The sequence below is a fragment of the Hydrogenophaga sp. L76 genome (assembly GCF_057654755.1).
Genome location: NZ_CM172807.1, coordinates 2,639,828 through 2,659,035, shown reverse-complemented (window position 1 = coordinate 2,659,035; position 19,208 = coordinate 2,639,828). Strand labels below are relative to the sequence as shown.

Genomic DNA, 19,208 nt, shown 5'->3' with positions numbered 1-19,208 from the left:
CCGATGCAGAAACCCACCAGAATGAACAGGATCAGGAGGGCGCACCGGGTCGAGGGCGTTTGTGGCGTTCGAGCAGGCGGGCCTTCAGAGGGGTGAGGGACTACACTGCCCGCACCGTAAAACCCGACCCCGCTTCAACATGACCTCTGAAACCCCGATCCAGCCGATGGACAACGAAGACTTTGACGCGCTGGACGCCATCCTGGACGACCTGCGCACGCGCGGCGAAGACGTGCCGCAGTGGGAGTTCTGCGAAGGCGCCATGGCCGCGCTGCTGTGCACGCGCCGCCTGGTGTTGCCCGACGAGTTCCTGCCCCTGTTGCTGGGCACGGGCGACAGCCGGCCCGGCGTGGCCAGCGGCGAAGAGGGCGACACCTGGTTCGCCGATGAAGCGCAATACGCGCAGTTCATGACCCTCTGGACACGCCGCTGGAACGAGGTGGCCAGCGCGCTGGGTGCGAATGTGGAGACGCTGGAGGACGAACGCAGCTACCACCCCGAGGTGATGGACGTGCGCGGCGCCGTCGCGGGTTTGCCCGAGGCGGAACGCGCCGAAATCGGCGATCAGGAGCTGCCGGCGTTTGCGCAGGTCTGGGCGCTGGGCTTCATGTTCGTGGTGGAAAACTGGGCCGAAGAATGGGCCGAGCCGCGCGACAAGGAAGTCGTGGCCATGCTCAACGACGCGCTGGAAGCGATCGTGGTCCTGACCGAAGACGACACCGACGAACCCACGGTGTGCATGCACAGCGAAGACGGCCCGCCGAGCGTGAGCGACGAGCGCCTGAATGCGTTTGGTGCGGCGATCTGGGCGGTGTACGACCTGCGCCAGATCTGGCAGAGCCTGGGGCCGCGCGTGGAGCCGGCCCGCAAGGCGGACGAGCCGGGCCGCAACGATCCTTGCCCCTGCGGCAGCGGGAAAAAATACAAAAAGTGCCACGGCGCTTGAGCTTGCCCGCCGCGCTCGCTCACCGCGTATAGCTCGCTGATCTCGATCGGGCGCCATCGCAGGCGCGCTTCCAGCACACGCCGAGGCTCCGGCTTCGCCGGGCCAAGGGCGTGGTTCCCCGGGGAGGAAGCCGCACAGCGGCGCAGGGGGGCTCTTGTCAACCCCTTTGCATCTCGCGCAGCAGGCCCAGCACTTTGGCGCGGCTGCGCTCGAAGTCGGTGTTGAGCAGGGTGCTCGCGCGGGCCATGCGGTTGTTGCGGGCCAGCGCCAGCGCCTGAGACGCCATGGTGTGAAGCCGGAGGTGCTCCTGCTGCAGGTCGAGGAAGCGTGGGTCCCGGTCGGTCATGCGCGGGTGCATCCGGGCCAGCCACTGGCCGAGATCGCAGTGGTGCGCATCGGGCAGCGGCCTGATGCCGTGGGTGTGGGTCGAATCCACCGCCAGGTGTTCGTTGAAGAGCACACACCATTCCAGGTGGTGAATGACCGCTGCCCGGGTGTCGAGGCGCTCGGGCCGCAGGGCGGTGGTCGGGCCCGGCGTGGACAGACGCGGTGTCCCCGGCGCGGAACGGTTGGGCATGAACGAGAGCAGCCAGGGCAGGCGTTGAAGCAGTTGCTGGAATCTCATGGCTTGGGGTGTGTGACAAGGACCCGCCGTCGGTCCTTGGGCCAGCGGGTGCAACCGGTACCTTAGCGGCGCGGGCCCTGCGGGGCGCTGGCAGCCTGTCAAAAGTGACAACGCCGGCCTTGGGGCGCCATTTTTGGTGTGGATGCATCAGCGGTGTGACGCATTGCGCCCTGAGAGGGGCGATCCGAGGGCGGACGGCGGGATCAGTCCATCAGATCGAAGTCCGCCTGGGCCAGTGTCTGGCCATTCACCTGCAGTTCGATGCGGTGCGGACCGGGGTAGAGCACCCGTGTGGTGACCGGGCGCAGGCTGTGGCGTTTGCTCAGTGTGCGCTGTTCGCCGGGGCCCAGCGTGAGCTTCCAGCCCTTGAACACCTTGGGCGAGGTGGACCCGTTGGCGCGCACGTGGTGAACCACGTAGTCCACCAGCAGGTCCTGCGGCTGCGGGCTGCTGGACGCCAGCGAGACCGCCAGCGCGATTTCGCCGCCCACCGCGGCGCGGGTGGCCGAGAGGCCGAGCGAGACCGTGCCCCGCAGGCCCTGGCCCACACCCCAGGCGGACAGGGTGGGCGCGTGGCCCTGTTTGATCAGGCTGCGGCTGGCGTGGCGCAACAGGGCCGTGCGCGCCGGGCTGGCGGCACGCAGGTGTTGGTGCACCCAGTCGGCGACCAGCTCGGGGTGGTCCTTGGCGATGTCGTTCAGGTGGTTGGCCACGCTGCGGCGCACGTAGGCGCTGGGGTCGTCCTGCAGGGCGCGCAGCAGGGGCAGCGTGGGCGTGGGGTCGGCCACCAGCGCCTGCAGCCGCAAACCCCAGGGCAGGCGCGGGCGGCTGCCTTCGCTCACCAGCCGGCGCACGTGGGCGCTCGGGTCTTCGACCCATTGCGCCAGCGTCGCCAGCACCGTGTCAGGTGCCCGCTGGATGAAAGGGCGGATCGCGAACTCGGCCGAGAAACGCTGCGTGAGCGCGTGCAGGCAGCGCAGGGCGCGTGGCACATCGCCCATGCCGCGGCGGGCCACACAGTCCCCCATGGACCACACGATCCAGCCCGAGAGGCCCTGTTCGCTCTGGGCGTCGCTCAGGCCCGCAGGTTCGCCCCGAGCGTCCAGTGGAATGGGCGGCGCGAGGCTGGCTTCGAGCACGCTGGCGGCGTCGGCAAAGTCGGCGGGCAGGGCCGCCTCCAGCGCGTCGGCGATCTGCATGGCGCGGGCCTTGAATTCGAGGGCGTCCAGGCCACTGGCGGCGCGGAGTTCAAAGCCCTGACGGTCGAACGCCGGCCACACGCGTTCCAGGTGTTGCCCAGCGCGTTGCACTGTGCCGGTGTTGATGAGGTTCTTGAAGGGTTCCATGCCGGTCCGTTCACAACATCGGCGGCAATTCGCGCGCCAGAAAATCCACCACCGCACGGATGCGCCGGCTGGTGCGGATCTCGCGGTGCACCACCAGCCAGACCGGCATCGCCGGCACCGGCAGATCGGGCAGCACCGCCACCAGCAACGGGTCGTGACGCAGCAGGTAGCTGGCCACGAAGCCGATGCCCAGGCCGGCGCGCACCGCGGCCCAGTAGGCGATCAGGTCGTCGGTGCGCAGCGCGAACTGTTCCGGCCCCACCGGGTGACCCATGGCCGCGAATCCCCGGTAGATTTCCTGCACGCGGTCATTGCCCACCAGCTCATGGGCCAGCAGATCTGAGGGCGTCAATGGCGTACCGCGCCGGGCCAGGTAGCCGCGGTGCGCGCAGGCGCTCACGCCCACCTGTCCGATGCGCCGCGCCACCAGCGTGCCCTGCGCCGGACGCAGCATGCGGATCGCCACATCGGCCTCACGGCGCAGCAGGTCGCTCACCGCGTTGCTCACCACCAGCTCGATCTGGATGCCGGGCAATGCGGTGCGCATCTGGGCCAGCAGCGGCGGCAGCAGAAAACAGGCCACCGGCTGGCTGGCCGAGATGCGCACCGTGCCCGAGAGCGTGGCCTGGGCCTGTTGCGCACCGCGCATCAGCGTCTGCGCGCCGGCCTCCATGGCCCGCGCCGCTTCGGCCAGCCGCAGGGCGGCGGGTGTCGGCACGAGCCCCCGACCTGTGCGCTCGAACAGCGGCGTGCCGAGTTGCGCTTCCAGTTGCGTCACATGCCGGCCCACCGTGGGCTGGCTGATGCCCAGCGCACGCGCCGCGGCCAGCAGGCTGCCATGCTGGTGCGCCGCCAGGAATGAAGGAATCAGCTGCCAGTTGAAGTCGGACATGTTCAAAAATGCACAACCGGTGTGCACATCCGGTGGATTGTGCCGCCCGATCCGGGCGCCCACAATGACCGCATGGCTGAACCACACACTGCTTCTTCTTCGGGCTCCGGCCTGCACACGGTCCTGGGCGCGGGTGGCGTGATCGCCCGCGAGCTGTCGCTGCAACTGGCTCGCGATGGACGGCACATCCGTCAGGTGGGGCGCCATCCGGCGGCGGTGCAGGCCAGCGATCAGCTGAAGACCGCCGACCTGCTGGATGCGAGCGCCACCGCCGAGGCGGTGGCCGGCAGCGAGGTGGTGTACCTGGTGGCGGGGCTGGCCTACGACGCGGCCGTCTGGCAGGCGCATTGGCCGCGGGTGATGCAGAACACCATCGATGCCTGCCGCCGCCATGGTGCGCGCCTGGTGTTCTTCGACAACGTCTACGCCTATGGCCGGGTGGACGGCGCCATGACCGAAGACACGCCGTTCAACCCCTGCAGTCGCAAGGGCGAGGTGCGCGCGGCCATCGCCTCCACGCTGCTCGGCGCCATGCGGCGCGGCGAGCTGCAGGCGCTGATCGCGCGCTCGGCCGACTTCTATGGCCCGGGTGCCCGGTTGAGCTTGCTCGAAGCGGTGTTCTTCGCTCGCCTGCGCGCCGGCAAAGCGCCGCAGTGGGTGGGCAACCCGGATCTGGCGCACACCTTCACCTTCACGCCCGATGCCGGGCTCGCGCTGGTTGCGCTGGGACAGACACCCGAGGCGTTCGGTCAGACCTGGCACCTGCCCACGGCGCAGTCGCTGGACGGCGCGGCGGTGACCGGCCGGGCGCTGGCGCGGGCCGTGTGCGCGCTGGCCGGTCAGCCCGATCGCCTGCAGGTGGCGCCAGCCTGGCTGCTCCACGCGATGGGCTGGTTCGTGCCGGTGCTGCGCGAGAACCGCGAGATGATGTACCAGTACCAACACGGCTACCGCTTCGAGAGCGGCAAGATCGAACAGGCCTTCGGCCTGCGGCCCACGCCGTACAGCGAGGGCCTGGCCCGGACCTGGCGTTCAGCGGCCTGAGGCGAGGTGGGTGCGCAATCCGGTCAACGCGTGCGCCACCGTCGCCTGGCGCACCGCAGCGCGGTCGCCGTCAAAACGCCGGTGCTCGGTGAACACGCCAGCGGGTGTGGCCCAGCCGAACCACACCGTGCCGACCGGCTTTTCAGGGCTGCCGCCGGTGGGGCCGGCGACGCCGGTGACGGCCACCGACCAGTGCGCATGGGCGTTGGCCACGGCGCCCGCCGCCATGGCCCGCGCCACCGGCTCGCTCACCGCGCCGTGCACCTCGATCAGCGCCGCGGGCACGCCCAGCAGCTCGGTCTTGGCGGCGTTGGAATAGGTGACGAAGCCGCGTTCGAACCAGTCGCTGGACCCGCTGAGTTCGGTGCAGGCGCCGGCGATCAGGCCACCGGTGCAGCTCTCGGCCGTGACCACCATCTGGCCGCGTGCCTTGAGTTCGCTGGCCAGTTGTTCAACCAGTTCAGGGATGGGGGGCATCTCAGTATCTCCAGGCTGCGATGACGAGCAGCGTGCACAGCGCCGCCGCAAAATCGTCGAGCAGGATGCCGAAGCCGCCGCGCGGGCCGAAGCCCTTGAAGGTCTGGTCGGCCCAGGCCATGGGACCGATCTTCACGGCGTCGAACACGCGGAACAGCGCGAAGGCGTAAAGCTGGCCCCAGAAGCTGGTGGGCGAGACGAGCCAGAGCACGAGCCAGAAGGCGACCACCTCGTCCCAGACGATGTGGCCCGAATCGGCGATGCGCATGTGCTGGGCCGTCACGGTGCAGGCCCACCAGCCGATCAGCGTGCCCAGCCCGATCAGGGCCGCCCAGCCGGCGTCGGACATCGAGGATGGCAACAGGGCGAAGACAGCCCAGGCCCAGAGCGTGCCCACGGTGCCCGGGGCCCAGCGGGCCAGACCCGACCCGGCGCCCAGCGCGATGAAATGCGCCGGGTGCGCGAGCAGGAAGCGCACGCCCGGGTGAGCGATCGGGGCGGGCTGCGCGAGGGCCGCGCGGAGCGGGAGATCGGTGTCAACCATCATGGGTCGATTATGGAACGCGGGTGCGTTGGCGGTTGCCGGGGGGCCGGTCAGGCGAAGTGGTCGAACCCGCGTGTGGGCACGGCCACCGTCTGGCCTTGCTGGCCGATCAGGCGCAGTGTCCCCGCACCTGCGATGATGCGCCCGATGCGCTGCACCGGCGTCTGGCTGGCGCGTGCCGCGGCCAACACCTGCTCACGGATATTTGGCCCGGCGGAGAACAGCAGTTCGTAGTCGTCGCCGCCGTGCAGCAGGCATTCGAGCCGCTGGGCTTCGGGCAGGCGCGCCAGGTCGGGCGGCAGGGGCAGGGCGCCGAGTTCGATCTCGGCCCCGGCGCCGCTGGCGCACAGGATGTGGCCCAGATCGCCGGTGAGACCATCGCTCACATCGATCGCGGCGTGGGCCAGCCCCGCCAGCGCCTGGCCGAGCGCGACGCGGGGCGTCGGACGCTCCAGCCGTTCGCGCAGCCGGGACAGGGCATCGGGCGCGCTGTGGGCGGTGGCCCAGGGGGTGCCGCGCAGCAGTTCAAGGGCCAGCCGGGCCTCACCGACCGCACCGCTGAGGTAGAGGTCGTCACCGACCTGCGCCGCATCGCGCCGCAGCGCCTGGCCCGGCCGCAATTCGCCAAAGATGGTGATGCAGAGGTTGAGCGGTCCGCGCGTGGTGTCGCCGCCGACCAGCGGGCAGGCGTGCGCGTCGGCCAGTGCGAAGAGCCCGCGCGAGAAGGCCGCGAGCCAGGCGTCGTCCGCCCGGGGCAGGGCCAGCGCGAGCGTGAAGCCCAGCGGCCGGGCGCCCATGGCCGCGAGGTCGCTGAGGTTGACGGCCAGGGCCTTGTGTCCCAGTGCCTCGGGCGCTACATCATGGAAAAAATGCACGCCTTCGAGCAGCATGTCGCTGGAGATGGCGAGCTGGTGGCCGGGGCTGGGTAGCAGCAGGGCGCAATCGTCACCGATGCCCAGCGCCACGGCGGGGGTCGTTGGCGACCCTGCGCGCTGGAAGTGCCGGCGGATGAGGTCGAACTCGGTGCCCGGTGCAGGCGCGGCGTCTTCACGGGGTTTCATGGGGTGCGCAAGTCGGTCAGGCGCGCGCTGTCGTCGCCCGCGGCGGGCGCATCGGTGCCCGGTGCCGGCGCGGTGTTCGGGCTGGTGATGCTGCGGTCCCAGAGGTCTTCAGCGGGTGCGCTGGCGTCGGCCGCGCGCGCCAGGTAGGCTTCGGCCCAGCGCCGGCTGGCTTCGTCCATGGCGTCGTGCCGGGTGTCGGCTGCCCAGGCCGCTTCGATGTCGCTGACGTCTTCGGTCGGCGCCGCCGTCGCGGTGCGCGGTGGCAGGAAGAAGCCCAGCGGATGGCTGCGCAGTCGGCGGCGCAGGGCGAGGTGGATCAGGCTGCGGTTGACGTCGCTGATGTTTTGCGCCTTCAGGGCGAGGCGAAACGCCAGGTAGAAGCTGACGAACAGGTTCAGCGGGCCGACCACCAGCACGCCCGCCACGGCCCACCAGAAGCCGGCATCGACGAGCGCAGCCGGCCCCAGGGCCGCCGCCGCCGCCGCGAGCTGCCCGGCGGCCAGGGTCACGTGGCGGATGTCGAGACCGAGGCCGAAGAACTGGGCAAATGCCGGCACCAGGCCGAGCATGAAACCCAGCGAGGTGTTGGCGGCCAGGCCGGAGATGTTGTCGCGAAAGAACTGCGCCCAGCGTGCGGCGCGTTTGGCGCCCAGCACCTGCGTGAAACGGGGGTTGTAGCGGATGGCGGAGTCGAGCCGGTAGTAGACAAACCAGTTCTCCACCCAGCCGGCGATGATGCTGGAGGCGAACAGCAGCACGCCGGTGAACGCCGCGAACAGGGCACTCGGGCCGAGCAGGTGCAGGGACTCCAGCACGTGGGAGGCCTCGCCCGCATCGATCATGGGCGCGCCCGTGGCCTGCACCAGCACGACGCTGATCAGCACCACCACCGGCACCACCAGGCCGACGTTGCCCAGGATGGCGGCGATCTGCGACCGGAACAGGTGGGCTACCTCGTCGACAAATCGCCGTACCGCACCGCGTTGCTGGATGTCGCGCAGCTTGGCGACCATGGCCGGCGCGGTCACGGCGGGCTGTTTGGTCGCCACGGTGAAGTGCAGCAACTGGATCAGCACGAAAGACAGCGCGTAGTTCAGCCCGGCGGCGAAGCCGGCCCAGAAGGCCGAGAGGGCCAGCGCGGTGACGCCGAACTTGACCCAGGTGGTCAGCCCCAGGACGGCGCCGCCGCCGCCGGCCATGCCCAGCATCTGGCGGTATTCGCTGGCGTTGCGGGTGATGTAGCGTTCGCCGGTTTCGGCGCTGCGTTCGGCCACCTTGGCCGCCGTGAGACCGGAACTGTGGGCGACCAGGGCGCGGATGCTGCGGTTGTCCTGCCCGAGTTGCGCCAGGTCTGCGAGCAGCGCGGCCGTGGCCCGGTCGGGCTGCTCGGAGAGCATGCAGTCGAGCAGTTGCTGGATGCGCACGATACGTTCGGCCAGCTGCCGCAGCCGGAACACGATACCGACCGAGACGCCGTGTTCGTCCAGGTGCGCGTAGACCGACTGGGCCGCAACGCGGCACACATCAAGCTGGCGGCGCAGTTTGTTCACCTCGTGCCGCACCTGTCCGCTGCGCGCGCCGTGGCGCAGGGCGCTGCGGCGCACGGCCTCCGCCTGCACCGGCAGCGCGTGAAAGGCGCGCCGGGCGCGCTCTTCGTGGCTCATGCGGCCGCGGATCTCGCTGGCGAAACCGGTGGCGCTGACCTGGCCGACGCAAAAGACCAGGGCGTCGAGCAGGGTCGCCTGCCAGTGCGACGGGGCCTGTGGATCGGGTGCCGTGGGTGCGTCGCTGAGCAGCAGCAGCCGGATGTCTTCCAGCGTCCGCGTGTCCAGTGCCTGCAGCCAGCGCACGTCAAAGCGGCCCGGCAGCAACAGCCCGAACAGGTCGGTGATGTCGTTGGTCTCGGGTGTGCCGGGCAGCAGCTTGCGGCGCAGGCGGTGGCCGAGCTCGCTCAAAAAGGCCGTGCGCGGAGCGAAACCGAAGTCGGCCAGCAGCGGCGTGAGGTCCACCGTCTGCAGGAAACGGGCCCACCAGCGGTGCCAGCGGGCCAGCCACGCCGGGTCTTCACGGACCGTGGCCAGCAGCTGGCGCACGCGCCCCACGCTGGCCTGAGGATCTTCGCCTTCGCCGCGCACCCAGCGCAACGCGTCCATCAGCCAGAGGTGGCGCTGCGCGAGGGGCGCGTCCGGGTCCAGCGTGTCGAGCAGGTCGGTGAGTGTCATGAAAGCGTGGATGTGGGCAAGCGCGTGCCCGCGCCGCTGCCAGTGGCGGCGGTCAGTGGAGCACGCGCGCTGCGCCTGGACCCGCACCGGAAGCGCCGGCGCTGAGCGCGAACTCGGGCACCAGGGCTTCGAACCGCTCGCCATCCTCGGCGACACAGAAAAAACTGCCGCGCATGGTGCCGTTGGGCGTCTGCAGGCGCGTGCCGCTGGTGTACTGGAAGGATTCGCCGGGCCGCAGCAGCGGCTGGTTGCCCACCACTCCCAGGCCCTTGACTTCTTCGGTGTGGCCCTGGGCGTCGTCGATGATCCAGTGGCGCGAGATCAGTTGCGCCGTCATGTCACCGGTGTTGGTGATGGTGATGGTGTAGGCAAAGGCGTAGAGATCCTCGTCGGGCGAGGACTGCTCGCTCAGGTACTGGGGCTCGACCTCGCAGGTCAACTGGTATTTCGACATGAGCGGCATGTTACCGCGGCGCGGCAAATCCTTGCCGGGCCTGCGAAAATCAGCACCAGTCCTGTTTCCAACTTCTACGTGCCATGACCACCTACCGCATCGCCCCGTCCATCCTGTCCGCCGACTTCGCCCGCCTCGGGGAGGAAGTGAAAAACGTCATCGCCGCCGGCGCCGACTGGATCCACTTCGACGTCATGGACAACCACTACGTGCCCAACCTGACCTTCGGGCCCATGGTCTGCCAGGCCCTCAAGCCGCACGCGAAAAAACCGGACGGCACGCCGGTGCCGATCGACGTGCACCTGATGATCCAGCCGGTGGACGCGCTCGCGGGCGCCTTCATCGACGCCGGTGCCGACCTGGTGAGCTTCCACCCCGACGCTTCGGCCCACGTGCACCGCAGCGTGCAGGCCATCAAGGCCAGGGGTTGCAAGGCTGGCCTCACCTTCAACCCGGCCGAGCCGCTGGACGTGCTGGACTACCTGATCGATGACATCGACCTGATCCTGATCATGAGCGTGAACCCCGGCTTCGGCGGCCAGAGCTTCATCGACTCCGCGCTGCGCAAGATCGAAGCGGCGAAGAAGCGCATCGAAGCCAGCGGGCGGGACATCCGGCTGGAGGTGGACGGCGGCATCAAGGTCGACAACATCCGCCGCGTGGCCGACGCGGGCGCCGACACCTTCGTGGCTGGCAGCGCGATCTTCGGCAAGCCCGATTACAAGAGTGTGATCGACCAGATGCGTGTGGCCCTGGCGTGATGTTCCGGGGCATCACAGCCGTCATCGTGGACCTCGACGGCACGATGGTGGACACGCTGGGCGACTTCGAAGTGGCGCTCAACCGCACCATGGCCGATCTGGGCCTGCCCGGGGTGGACCGTGCCGCCGTCGAGCGCACGGTGGGCAAGGGTTCGGAGCACCTGATCCGCAGCCTGCTGGCCGAGCAGTTGCGGCGCCCCGAAGTCATCGGTTGTGGCCAGGCGTGTCCGGCCCTGAGTGTGGATGCCCTGTACGAGCGTGCCTGGGGCCAGTACCAGCACCATTACCGGAGCATCAACGGCCAGTTTGCCGATGTGTTCCCCGGCGTGTTCGACGGGCTGCAAGGCCTGCGCACCGCCGGCCTGCGGCTCGCTTGCCTGACCAACAAACCACTTGCGTTTGCGCAGGGACTGCTGCAGGCCAAGGGTCTGGAGGAATTTTTCGAGAAGGTGTTCGGTGGCGACAGCTTCGAGCGCAAGAAGCCCGATCCGATGCCGCTGTTGAAAACCTGCGAAGCGCTGGGCACGTTGCCTGGGCAGACCCTGATGGTGGGCGATTCGCAGAACGACGGCATCGCCGCACGCGCCGCTGGCTGCCCGGTGGCTCTGGTGACCTACGGCTACAACCACGGCGACCCGATCGCCGCGGCGCCGCACGACCGGTTGATTGGATCGCTGACCGAGTTGCTGAGCTGACCGCGACCCGCACAGCGGCGGAGTGTGGGGGCAGCAGCTACTTCTTTTTGCCCAGCAGCGCGTCCTTGAGCTGCCAGTCCGCCGGCTTGGGGCCGAGCCAGATGCGCATGAGCGCGTTGAAAAACTCAGGCTCCTTGAACGGTTCGCCCTCGACCTTGCCCTTGATCGTGAGCACGGTGCCGGTGCCCGGGATCCAGTCCAGCAGGAAGGTCTCGCCTTCCTTGAGTTTCTTGTGGTCGCTGAACACCTGGCTCATGCGTATCACGCCGGGTATCAGTTTGGAGAATGCGCTGCGTTCCATGTTGTCTTCCATGCCGCGAGAGAACAGCTTGCCGAGCTCGGTCGAGTCGATTTCGCGCAGCATGGTGATCGTCATGCGCTTGGGGCCCGGCGCGGCCAGCACCTCATCGGGCGTGCTCGCTTTCTGGCTCAGGTACAGCCCGGCGGTGTAGACCTTGAACACCGCCTTGTAGCGCACGCCGGCGCCGTTGAGCTGCAGCGAACTGCCCGCCAGGCTCACCTGGTCTTCCAGCTTGACGCCGCTGAGTTCGATCGTGGCTGCCGTTGCCTGCAGCGCCCCCAGACAGAGGCACAGCCCCAACAAGGGGCCAGCCATGGAACGCGAAATGTGGCGATGGGGGGTTTTCATGGCGTGAGGTTCACACAGAGAGGATGTTGAAAAAGAACGACCGTTCGAAAAGAATTCTCAGCACCCCCATGGCGGAATGCAACAGGGTTTCACCGGAGAACCCTGCCATCGGGCGCGCTTTCTGGCCGGGAGCGCGACAGCTTTGCTACACTTTGGCCCCATGTTCATCCCACGCACATCCTTCACAGGTGGTCTGCCGAGCCGCAATGGCCGGGGAGCCTGGCCCTGGCGCAAGCCAGCGTAAACGTGCACTCCCCCGGCGGTGCGCAGACTCCGGAACAGCCCCCAGGCAATCCCAGCCCGCGCCACCCCAGCCCCCGAACCCGGCAGCGCGCCTGACCGGGCACCCCAGAAAAAAGGCTCCCCACCCCTGCTAGGCAGCCAGGAGCCGATGGAGCGTCTGAACATGATCACCGAACTCGAATTCAAGAGCCTGGCCAGCCAGGGTTACAACCGCATCCCGCTGATGGCCGAGGCCTTTGCGGACCTTGAGACCCCGCTCTCGCTGTACCTGAAGCTGGCCCACGGGCGCGGCGACGGCAAATACAGCTTCCTGCTCGAATCCGTCGTTGGCGGCGAGCGCTTTGGCCGCTACAGTTTCATCGGCCTGCCGGCGCGCACGCTGCTGCGCGCCAGCGGCTTCGGCGCCGAGGCCAAAACCGAGGTGGTGCGCGACGGCGTGGTGGTGGAAACGAACCACGGCAACCCGCTGGACTTCATTGCCGCCTACCAGCAGCGCTTCAAGGTCGCGCTGCGCCCGGGACTGCCGCGTTTCTGCGGCGGCCTGGCCGGTTACTTTGGCTATGACGCGGTGCGCTACATCGAGAAAAAGCTCGAAAACACCTGCCCGCCCGACACCCTGGGCTGCCCCGACATCCTGCTGCTGCAGTGCGAAGAGCTGGCGGTCATCGACAACCTCTCGGGCAAGCTCTACCTGATCGTCTACGCCGACCCGGCCCAGCCCGAGGCCTACGCCAATGCCAAGAAGCGCGTTCGCGAGCTGAAGGAGGCGCTGAAATATTCGGTGAGCGCGCCGGTGGTCAAGCCCAGCCAGAGTTTCCCGGCCGAACGCGACTTTGCCAAGGCCGATTACTTGGCCGCCGTGGAGCGCGCCAAGGAGCTGATCGCTGGCGGTGACTTCATGCAGGTGCAGGTGGGACAGCGCATCAAGAAGCGCTACACCGAGTCGCCGCTCTCGTTGTACCGCGCGCTGCGTTCGCTGAACCCCAGCCCCTACATGTATTACTACCACTTCGGGGACTTCCACGTGGTGGGCGCATCGCCCGAGATCCTGGTGCGCCAGGAGCAGGTCGATGAGGGGCAGAAGGTCATCATCCGGCCGCTTGCAGGTACCCGGCCGCGCGGCGCCACGCCCGAGAAAGACAAGGCCACCGAAATCGAACTGGTGAACGACCCGAAAGAGCGCGCCGAACACGTGATGCTGATCGACCTGGCACGCAACGACATCGGCCGCATCGCCAAGATCGGCAGCGTCAAGGTGACCGAGGCTTTCGCGGTGGAGCGCTACAGCCATGTGATGCACATCGTGAGCAACGTCGAGGGCACGCTGGTGGACGGCATGACCAACATGGACGTGCTCAAAGCCACTTTCCCGGCCGGCACGCTGACCGGCGCGCCCAAGGTGCACGCGATGGAGCTGATCGACCAGTTGGAACCCACCAAACGCGGCCTCTACGGCGGCGCCTGCGGCTACCTCAGCTACGCCGGTGACATGGACGTCGCCATCGCTATCCGCACCGGCATCATCAAGGACCAGATGCTCTACGTGCAGGCCGCCGCGGGGGTCGTGGCCGATTCCATTCCCGAGATGGAATGGAGGGAAACCGAACACAAGGCCCGTGCGCTCTTGCGTGCGGCGGAGCTGGTGGAAGAAGGGCTGGAGTGAACACCATGACAAAGAGAATTCAGCTCCTGATGGTCGACAACTACGACTCTTTCACCTACAACATCGTGCAGTACTTCGGTGAGCTCGGTGCCGATGTGACCGTGGTGCGCAACGATGAAATCACCGTCGACGAGATCCAGCGCCGTGTGGACGCGGGACAGGTGGATCGTCTGGTGATTTCCCCCGGCCCCTGCTCGCCGGCCGAAGCCGGCATCTCGGTGGCGGCGATCCAGCATTTCGCCGGCAAGTTGCCCATTCTCGGCGTGTGCCTGGGCCACCAGAGCATTGGCGCGGCCTTCGGCGGCAAGATCATCCGGGCGCAGGAACTCATGCACGGCAAGACCAGCGTCATCACCACCACGCAGGAGGGCGTGTTCGCCAACCTGCCCGAGCAGTTCACGGTCAACCGTTACCACTCGCTGGCCATTGAGCGTGAGACTTGCCCCGATTGCCTGAAGGTCACGGCCTGGACGCCCGACGGCGAGATCATGGGCGTGAAGCACAAGACCCTGGCGATCGAGGGTGTGCAGTTTCACCCCGAGAGCATCCTCACCGAGCACGGCCATGCCATGCTCAAGAACTTCCTGGAGCAGGCCGCATGAAGACCATTGATCTGCGCAGCGACACGGTCACGCAGCCGACCGAGGCCATGCGCGCCGCCATGATGGCTGCGCCCCTGGGCGACGACGTGTTCGGCGACGACCCCACGGTCAACGCGCTGCAGGACCGCATTGCCGCCATCACCGGCAAGGCCGCCGCGCTGTTCATGCCCTCGGGCACGCAGAGCAACCTCTGCGGCATCCTGGCGCACTGCGGCCGGGGTGACGAGTACATTGTCGGCCAGATGGCCCACACCTACCGCTACGAAGGTGGCGGCGCAGCCGTGTTCGGCAGCGTGCAGCCACAACCGCTGACGCAGGATCCGCAGGGCAGCATGGCGCTGGGCGACATCGCCGCCGCCATCAAGCCCGACGACCCGCACTTCGCCCGCACCCGCCTGCTGTGCCTGGAGAACACCTGGAATGGCCATGTGATGCCCGATCACTACCTGCACGGTGCCACGGCGCTGGCGCGCGAACACGGACTGGCCACACACCTGGACGGCGCGCGCGTGTTCAACGCCGCAGTGGCCTCGGCCGCTGAAGGGCAGGGCGCCCACGCACGTGTGCGCCAGATCGCCGACCACTTCGACAGCCTCTCGGTCTGCTTCAGCAAAGGCTTGGGCGCGCCCGTGGGCTCTGCGCTGTGCGGTTCGCAGGAGCTGATCGACCGTGCGCGCCGCATCCGCAAGATGGCCGGCGGTGGCCTGCGCCAGGCGGGCCTGCTGGCCGCCTGTGCGCTGCACGCGCTGGACCAGCATGTGGACCGGCTCGCGGACGACCATGCCAACGCGCAGCGCCTGGCCGAAGGTTTGAGCGGCATCGATGGTCTGACGGTGAGTTCCGTCGAGACCAACATTGTTTTCGTCGATGTGGCCGAGGGCCGTGGCCCGGCCCTGCTGGACTTCCTGAAAACCAACGGTGTGCTGGCCACCGGTCTGATCGGCCTGCGCTTCGTCACCCACCTCGACGTGGACGCGGCGGGCATCGAACATGCCATCACCTCCGTGCGCCGCTTCTTCGCCGAGGCACCCGCTGCGCCGGTCGGCGCCGGACGCACCGGCCCCTACTGATCCATTGACAGGAGCGCGCCATGCCCGACATGCCCCAACTCCTGATGTTCATCGCGGCGGGCTGGCTGCTCAACCTCACGCCCGGCCCCGATGTGCTGTACATCGTGACCAATGCCCTCAAGAGCGGCGTGCGCGCCGGCATCGTGGCGGCGCTGGGCATCGTCAGCGGCTGCTTCGTGCACGTGTTCGCGGCCGCGCTTGGCGTGAGCGCGCTGCTCGCCACCTCGGCCACGGCTTTCACCGTGCTCAAGTGGGTGGGCGCCGCTTACCTGGTGTGGATGGGCATCAGGCTGCTGTTGGCCAAGGGCGGCTCTTCGGTGATGCCAACCGATGCCGCTCAGGCGAAAGTCCCAGCCGACCTTCGGCGCATCTACCTGCGCGGCTTCCTCACCAACGTGCTCAACCCCAAGGTCGCACTGTTCTTCCTGGCCTTTGTGCCGCAGTTCATAGCCCCCGGCACGCCCGACAAGGTGACCGCCTTCCTGCTGCTGGGCCTGCTGTTCAACCTCAACTCGTTGCCGATCAACTTCGGCTATGCCTGGCTTGCCGGCTGGGCCGCAGGTCGCGTGAGCGCCGTGCAGCGCACCATGCACTGGATGGACCGCGCGGCGGGCGCTATGTTCGTCAGCTTTGGCCTGAAGCTGGCCATGTCCGACAATCCTTCTCGCTAAGTTCTGGAGACACCCATGCCCAACAGCCACAAGATCACCCCGCAGGAAGCTCTGCAACGCACCATTGAGCACCGCGAGATCTTTCACGACGAGATGCTGCACCTGATGCGACTGATCATGAGCGGCGAGATGTCGCCGGTCATGATGTCCGCGCTCATCACCGGTCTGCGCGTGAAGAAGGAGACCATCGGCGAGATCACCGCCGCCGCGCAGGTGATGCGCGAGTTCTCCACCAAGGTGAACGTGGCCGACAAGACCCACCTGGTGGACATCGTGGGAACCGGCGGCGACGGTTCGCACACTTTCAACATCTCCACCTGCTCCATGTTCGTGGCCGCGGCCGCGGGCGCCAAGGTCAGCAAACACGGGGGGCGCAGCGTCAGCAGCAAAAGCGGCAGCGCCGATGTGCTGGAGAGCCTGGGCGTCAACATCAACCTGCCGCCCGACGCCATTGCGCGCTGCATCGAACAGGTGGGCGTGGGCTTCATGTTCGCGCCCAACCACCACCCGGCGATGAAGAACGTGGCGCCGGTGCGCCGCGAGCTGGGCATGAAGACCATCTTCAACATCCTCGGCCCGCTCACCAACCCGGCCTCGGCGCCGAACATCCTGATGGGCGTGTTCCACCCCGACCTGGTGGGCATCCAGGTGCGTGCGCTGCAGCGCCTGGGCGCCGAGCACGCGGTGGTGGTCTACGGCCGCGACGGCATGGACGAGGTCTCGCTCGGTGCGGCCACCATGGTGGGCGAGCTCAAAAACGGCGAGATCACCGAATACGAAATCCACCCGGAAGACTTCGGCCTCACGATGGCCAGCAACCGCACCTTGCGCGTGGAAACGCCCGAAGATTCCAAGGCCATGCTGATGGGCGTGTTGAACAACAGCGACGAACCGACCATCAAGGCCGCCAAAGACATCGTGTCGCTCAATGCCGGCGTGGCGCTCTATGCCGCCAATGTGTGTGACGGCATGCCGCAGGGCATCGCGCTGGCGCGGCGTGCCATCGAGTCCGGTGCTGCGGCGCAAAAGTTGCGCGAGCTGACCGACTTCACGCAAGCCGCCACCGCCACCGTTGGCCCCTGATCGATGCCATGAACCTCCCGGTCTGGATGCAAAACGAAGGCGCCTGGATCGCCATCGGCATCTCGCTGCTGTTCATCGTGGCCGGTGTGGTGATGCACCGGGTCATCAAGAAGGTGCTCCAGTCGCCTCCACCCCAGGAAAACAAACCCCATGAGTGACATCCTCAACAAGATCGTGGCCGTCAAGCACGAAGAAATCGCCGCCGCGCGCAAGAAGAAACCGCTGGACGTGGTGCGCTTCGACGCCGAAAGCCGTTTGCTCACACGCGACTTCGAGGGCGCCCTGCGCGCCAAGATCGCTGCCGGCCAGGCCGCTGTGATCGCCGAAATCAAGAAGGCCAGCCCGAGCAAGGGCGTGCTGCGCGAAGACTTCATCCCGGCCGACATCGCCCAGAGTTACGCTGAAGGCGACGGCAAGGTCAGCGCGGCCTGCCTGTCGGTGCTGACCGACAAGCAGTTCTTCCAGGGCGGTTCGGACTACCTGAAACAGGCCCGCGCCAGCTGCGACCTGCCGGTGCTGCGCAAGGACTTCATGGTGGACCCGTACCAGGTCTACGAGGCACGCGCCATGGGGGCCGACGCCATCCTGCTGATCGCCGCCTGTCTGGACGACGCGCAGATGGCCGATCTGGAAGCGATTGCCCTCAGCATGAACATGGCGGTGCTGGTGGAGGTGCACGACCGCACCGAGCTGCAGCGCGCGCTCAAGCTCAAAACCCCGCTGCTGGGCATCAACAACCGCAACCTGCGCACGTTTGAGGTGACGCTGCAGACCACGCTGGACATGCTGCCCGACGTGCCGGCCGACCGCCTGCTGGTCACCGAGTCCGGCATCCTGGCTCGCGACGACGTGACGAAGATGCGCGCAGCGGGTGTGCACGCTTTCCTGGTGGGCGAAGCCTTCATGCGCGCGCCCGAGCCGGGCCTGGCGCTGGCCGATCTGTTTGCCTGAGCGGTTTCCGATGCAAGGTGCGCTGGATTGGGATGCTCCCGGAGCTGCTCAGGAAGCGGTGGTGCCGCAGTTGCAAGCGGCCGACCCCACGCAGTGGCCGGTGCAGGCCGACTGGTCGGCACTGGTCGGCGATTTCTGGGCGTCTGCCACCGGGCAGGCGCTGCAAGCCTTCTTGCAGCAGCGGCTGGACAACGGTGCCGTCATCTACCCGCCTCAGCCGTTGAGGGCCTTGGCGCTGACGCCGCTGTCCGAGGTGCGGGTGGTGATCCTGGGCCAGGACCCCTACCACGGACCAGGTCAGGCCGAGGGATTGGCGTTTTCCGTGGCACCCGGTGTCAGGATTCCGCCCAGCCTGCGCAACATGTTCAAGGAACTGCAGCGCGACCTGGGTCTGGCCATGCCGGCCAATGGCTCGCTGGTGCGCTGGGCCGGGCAGGGCGTGCTCCTGCTCAACACCTGCCTGACGGTGGAAGACGGCCAGCCCGCCTGCCATGCCGGCCGGGGCTGGGAAACGCTGACCGACGCCCTTGTCCGGATCTGCAGCGAAACCGGTGACCCCAAACTGTTCCTGCTGTGGGGTGCCCACGCCCAGAAAAAGGCCGCGCTGATCGACGGTACCCGCCACCAGGTGTTGCGCGCCAACCACCCGTCGCCCCTGTCGGCGAGCCGTGGTCCGCTGCCGTTCCTCGGTTGTGGTCATTTCGGGGCCGTCAACCACTGGCTGAAATCGTCCGGACAAGCGCCTGTGGCGTGGTAATCACTTATCTGGACGCAACCCGGTTAAAAACCATGGCATAATGCTGGGCTGCGCTATGGAGGGGTGGCCGAGTGGTTAAAGGCAGCAGACTGTAAATCTGCCCGCTTACGCGTACGCTGGTTCGAATCCAGCCCCCTCCACCAGTGATCGATGAGTGATGTGCGAGCGATTGAGATCGAGGCGCTCTGAATGTTGGAAGCCCTTGTGGGTGTGAAGACGGTTCGGGCGGGAGTAGTTCAATGGTAGAACTCCAGCCTTCCAAGCTGATCACGCGGGTTCGATTCCCGTCTCCCGCTCCATGTGCTTTTGATGGCTGGATGTGTGAAGTTTTCTGAGATGTCCGGGTTGTCCGGGTATCTTGGCCCTTGTGGCTCAGTGGTAGAGCACTCCCTTGGTAAGGGAGAGGTCGCGGGTCCGATTCCCGCCAAGGGCACCATATTTGTTCTGGTGTT

The 19,208-nt window shown here is 67.6% G+C and carries 21 protein-coding genes and 3 tRNA genes; 15 read left to right on the top strand and 9 right to left on the bottom strand.

Annotated elements, in window-relative coordinates; genetic code table 11:
* The first annotated feature begins 139 nt into the window (after positions 1 to 139).
* The gene (locus AC23D4_RS12705; protein ID WP_472890189.1) at positions 140 to 946 is read left to right on the top strand and encodes a YecA/YgfB family protein; all 807 of its coding nucleotides are present in this window, start codon (positions 140 to 142) and stop codon (positions 944 to 946) included.
* 157 nt (positions 947 to 1,103) lie between these two features.
* Here AC23D4_RS12705 and AC23D4_RS12700 read toward each other — a convergent pair whose 3' ends face one another.
* The 3 genes from AC23D4_RS12700 to AC23D4_RS12690 form a co-directional block, all read right to left on the bottom strand.
* A complete protein-coding gene (locus tag AC23D4_RS12700) occupies positions 1,104 to 1,571 on the bottom strand; it encodes a CZB domain-containing protein (RefSeq protein ID WP_472890188.1) in 468 nt (155 codons plus the stop codon).
* 203 nt (positions 1,572 to 1,774) lie between these two features.
* Positions 1,775 to 2,917, bottom strand: a complete 1,143-nt coding sequence (locus tag AC23D4_RS12695; RefSeq protein WP_472890187.1) for a DNA alkylation repair protein — start codon at positions 2,915 to 2,917, stop codon at positions 1,775 to 1,777.
* 10 nt (positions 2,918 to 2,927) lie between these two features.
* Positions 2,928 to 3,809, bottom strand: coding sequence for a LysR family transcriptional regulator (locus tag AC23D4_RS12690; protein ID WP_472890186.1), 882 nt, complete (start codon positions 3,807 to 3,809; stop codon positions 2,928 to 2,930).
* A gap of 72 nt (positions 3,810 to 3,881) precedes the next feature.
* Here AC23D4_RS12690 and AC23D4_RS12685 point away from each other — a divergent pair, with 72 nt between their 5' ends.
* Positions 3,882 to 4,853 (top strand): NAD-dependent epimerase/dehydratase family protein, encoded by a 972-nt coding sequence (locus tag AC23D4_RS12685; RefSeq protein WP_472890185.1) that lies wholly within the window; start codon positions 3,882 to 3,884, stop codon positions 4,851 to 4,853.
* On the opposite strand, the gene AC23D4_RS12680 is transcribed toward AC23D4_RS12685, so the two are convergent.
* The 5 genes from AC23D4_RS12680 to apaG are packed head-to-tail and all read right to left on the bottom strand — an operon-like array spanning position 4,842 to position 9,611.
* The gene (locus AC23D4_RS12680) at positions 4,842 to 5,330 is read right to left on the bottom strand and encodes a CinA family protein (RefSeq protein ID WP_472890184.1); all 489 of its coding nucleotides are present in this window, start codon (positions 5,328 to 5,330) and stop codon (positions 4,842 to 4,844) included. The two genes, AC23D4_RS12685 and AC23D4_RS12680, sit on opposite strands and share 12 nt — an antisense overlap.
* A 1-nt stretch (position 5,331) precedes the next feature.
* Positions 5,332 to 5,877, bottom strand: coding sequence for a phosphatidylglycerophosphatase A family protein (locus AC23D4_RS12675; RefSeq protein WP_472890183.1), 546 nt, complete (start codon positions 5,875 to 5,877; stop codon positions 5,332 to 5,334).
* Between the two features lie 47 nt (positions 5,878 to 5,924).
* The gene (thiL, locus tag AC23D4_RS12670) at positions 5,925 to 6,935 is read right to left on the bottom strand and encodes a thiamine-phosphate kinase (RefSeq protein WP_472890182.1); all 1,011 of its coding nucleotides are present in this window, start codon (positions 6,933 to 6,935) and stop codon (positions 5,925 to 5,927) included.
* Positions 6,932 to 9,157: a site-specific recombinase gene (locus AC23D4_RS12665; protein ID WP_472890181.1), complete on the bottom strand. Its 2,226-nt coding sequence runs from the start codon at positions 9,155 to 9,157 to the stop codon at positions 6,932 to 6,934. Before AC23D4_RS12665 ends, thiL begins: the two co-directional genes overlap by 4 nt.
* A gap of 52 nt (positions 9,158 to 9,209) precedes the next feature.
* Positions 9,210 to 9,611 carry a Co2+/Mg2+ efflux protein ApaG gene (gene apaG, locus AC23D4_RS12660; RefSeq protein ID WP_472890180.1) on the bottom strand — a complete coding sequence of 134 codons (402 nt, stop codon included), beginning with the start codon at positions 9,609 to 9,611 and terminating at the stop codon, positions 9,210 to 9,212.
* Between the two features lie 83 nt (positions 9,612 to 9,694).
* Between apaG and rpe the strand changes: the two genes are divergently transcribed.
* Together rpe and gph are read left to right on the top strand one after the other, a co-directional pair.
* A complete protein-coding gene (rpe, locus tag AC23D4_RS12655; RefSeq protein ID WP_472890179.1) occupies positions 9,695 to 10,372 on the top strand; it encodes a ribulose-phosphate 3-epimerase in 678 nt (225 codons plus the stop codon).
* Positions 10,372 to 11,067, top strand: coding sequence for a phosphoglycolate phosphatase (gene gph, locus AC23D4_RS12650; RefSeq protein WP_472890178.1), 696 nt, complete (start codon positions 10,372 to 10,374; stop codon positions 11,065 to 11,067). The genes rpe and gph overlap by 1 nt, the downstream gene beginning before the upstream one ends.
* 37 nt (positions 11,068 to 11,104) lie before the next feature.
* On the opposite strand, the gene AC23D4_RS12645 is transcribed toward gph, so the two are convergent.
* The gene (locus AC23D4_RS12645) at positions 11,105 to 11,683 is read right to left on the bottom strand and encodes a chalcone isomerase family protein (protein ID WP_472890216.1); all 579 of its coding nucleotides are present in this window, start codon (positions 11,681 to 11,683) and stop codon (positions 11,105 to 11,107) included.
* 439 nt (positions 11,684 to 12,122) lie between these two features.
* On the opposite strand from AC23D4_RS12645, the gene trpE reads away from it, so the two are divergent.
* The 11 genes from trpE to AC23D4_RS12590 all read left to right on the top strand — a co-directional run bounded on the left by trpE (position 12,123) and on the right by AC23D4_RS12590 (position 19,192).
* Positions 12,123 to 13,622, top strand: a complete 1,500-nt coding sequence (trpE, locus tag AC23D4_RS12640) for an anthranilate synthase component I (RefSeq protein WP_472890177.1) — start codon at positions 12,123 to 12,125, stop codon at positions 13,620 to 13,622.
* 5 nt (positions 13,623 to 13,627) lie between these two features.
* On the top strand, positions 13,628 to 14,224 hold the full coding sequence (locus AC23D4_RS12635; protein WP_472890176.1) for an anthranilate synthase component II: 597 nt from the start codon (positions 13,628 to 13,630) through the stop codon (positions 14,222 to 14,224).
* Positions 14,221 to 15,294 (top strand): low-specificity L-threonine aldolase, encoded by a 1,074-nt coding sequence (ltaE, locus tag AC23D4_RS12630; RefSeq protein ID WP_472890175.1) that lies wholly within the window; start codon positions 14,221 to 14,223, stop codon positions 15,292 to 15,294. The genes AC23D4_RS12635 and ltaE overlap by 4 nt, the downstream gene beginning before the upstream one ends.
* 20 nt (positions 15,295 to 15,314) lie before the next feature.
* Positions 15,315 to 15,965 (top strand): LysE family translocator, encoded by a 651-nt coding sequence (locus AC23D4_RS12625; protein ID WP_472890174.1) that lies wholly within the window; start codon positions 15,315 to 15,317, stop codon positions 15,963 to 15,965.
* Between the two features lie 15 nt (positions 15,966 to 15,980).
* On the top strand, positions 15,981 to 17,048 hold the full coding sequence (gene trpD, locus AC23D4_RS12620) for an anthranilate phosphoribosyltransferase (protein ID WP_472890173.1): 1,068 nt from the start codon (positions 15,981 to 15,983) through the stop codon (positions 17,046 to 17,048).
* An 8-nt stretch (positions 17,049 to 17,056) separates the two neighbouring features.
* Complete coding sequence (locus AC23D4_RS12615; RefSeq protein ID WP_472890172.1) at positions 17,057 to 17,206, top strand: hypothetical protein; 150 nt, start codon at positions 17,057 to 17,059, stop codon at positions 17,204 to 17,206.
* A complete protein-coding gene (gene trpC, locus AC23D4_RS12610) occupies positions 17,199 to 17,999 on the top strand; it encodes an indole-3-glycerol phosphate synthase TrpC (protein ID WP_472890171.1) in 801 nt (266 codons plus the stop codon). Before AC23D4_RS12615 ends, trpC begins: the two co-directional genes overlap by 8 nt.
* Before the next feature lie 10 nt (positions 18,000 to 18,009).
* Positions 18,010 to 18,756, top strand: coding sequence for a uracil-DNA glycosylase (locus AC23D4_RS12605; protein ID WP_472890170.1), 747 nt, complete (start codon positions 18,010 to 18,012; stop codon positions 18,754 to 18,756).
* Positions 18,757 to 18,813: 57 nt separating this feature from the next.
* Positions 18,814 to 18,899, top strand: a tRNA-Tyr gene (locus AC23D4_RS12600).
* Positions 18,900 to 18,981: 82 nt separating this feature from the next.
* Positions 18,982 to 19,055: transfer RNA gene (locus tag AC23D4_RS12595), tRNA-Gly, on the top strand.
* A gap of 62 nt (positions 19,056 to 19,117) precedes the next feature.
* Positions 19,118 to 19,192, top strand: a tRNA-Thr gene (locus AC23D4_RS12590).
* Positions 19,193 to 19,208 lie beyond the last annotated feature (16 nt).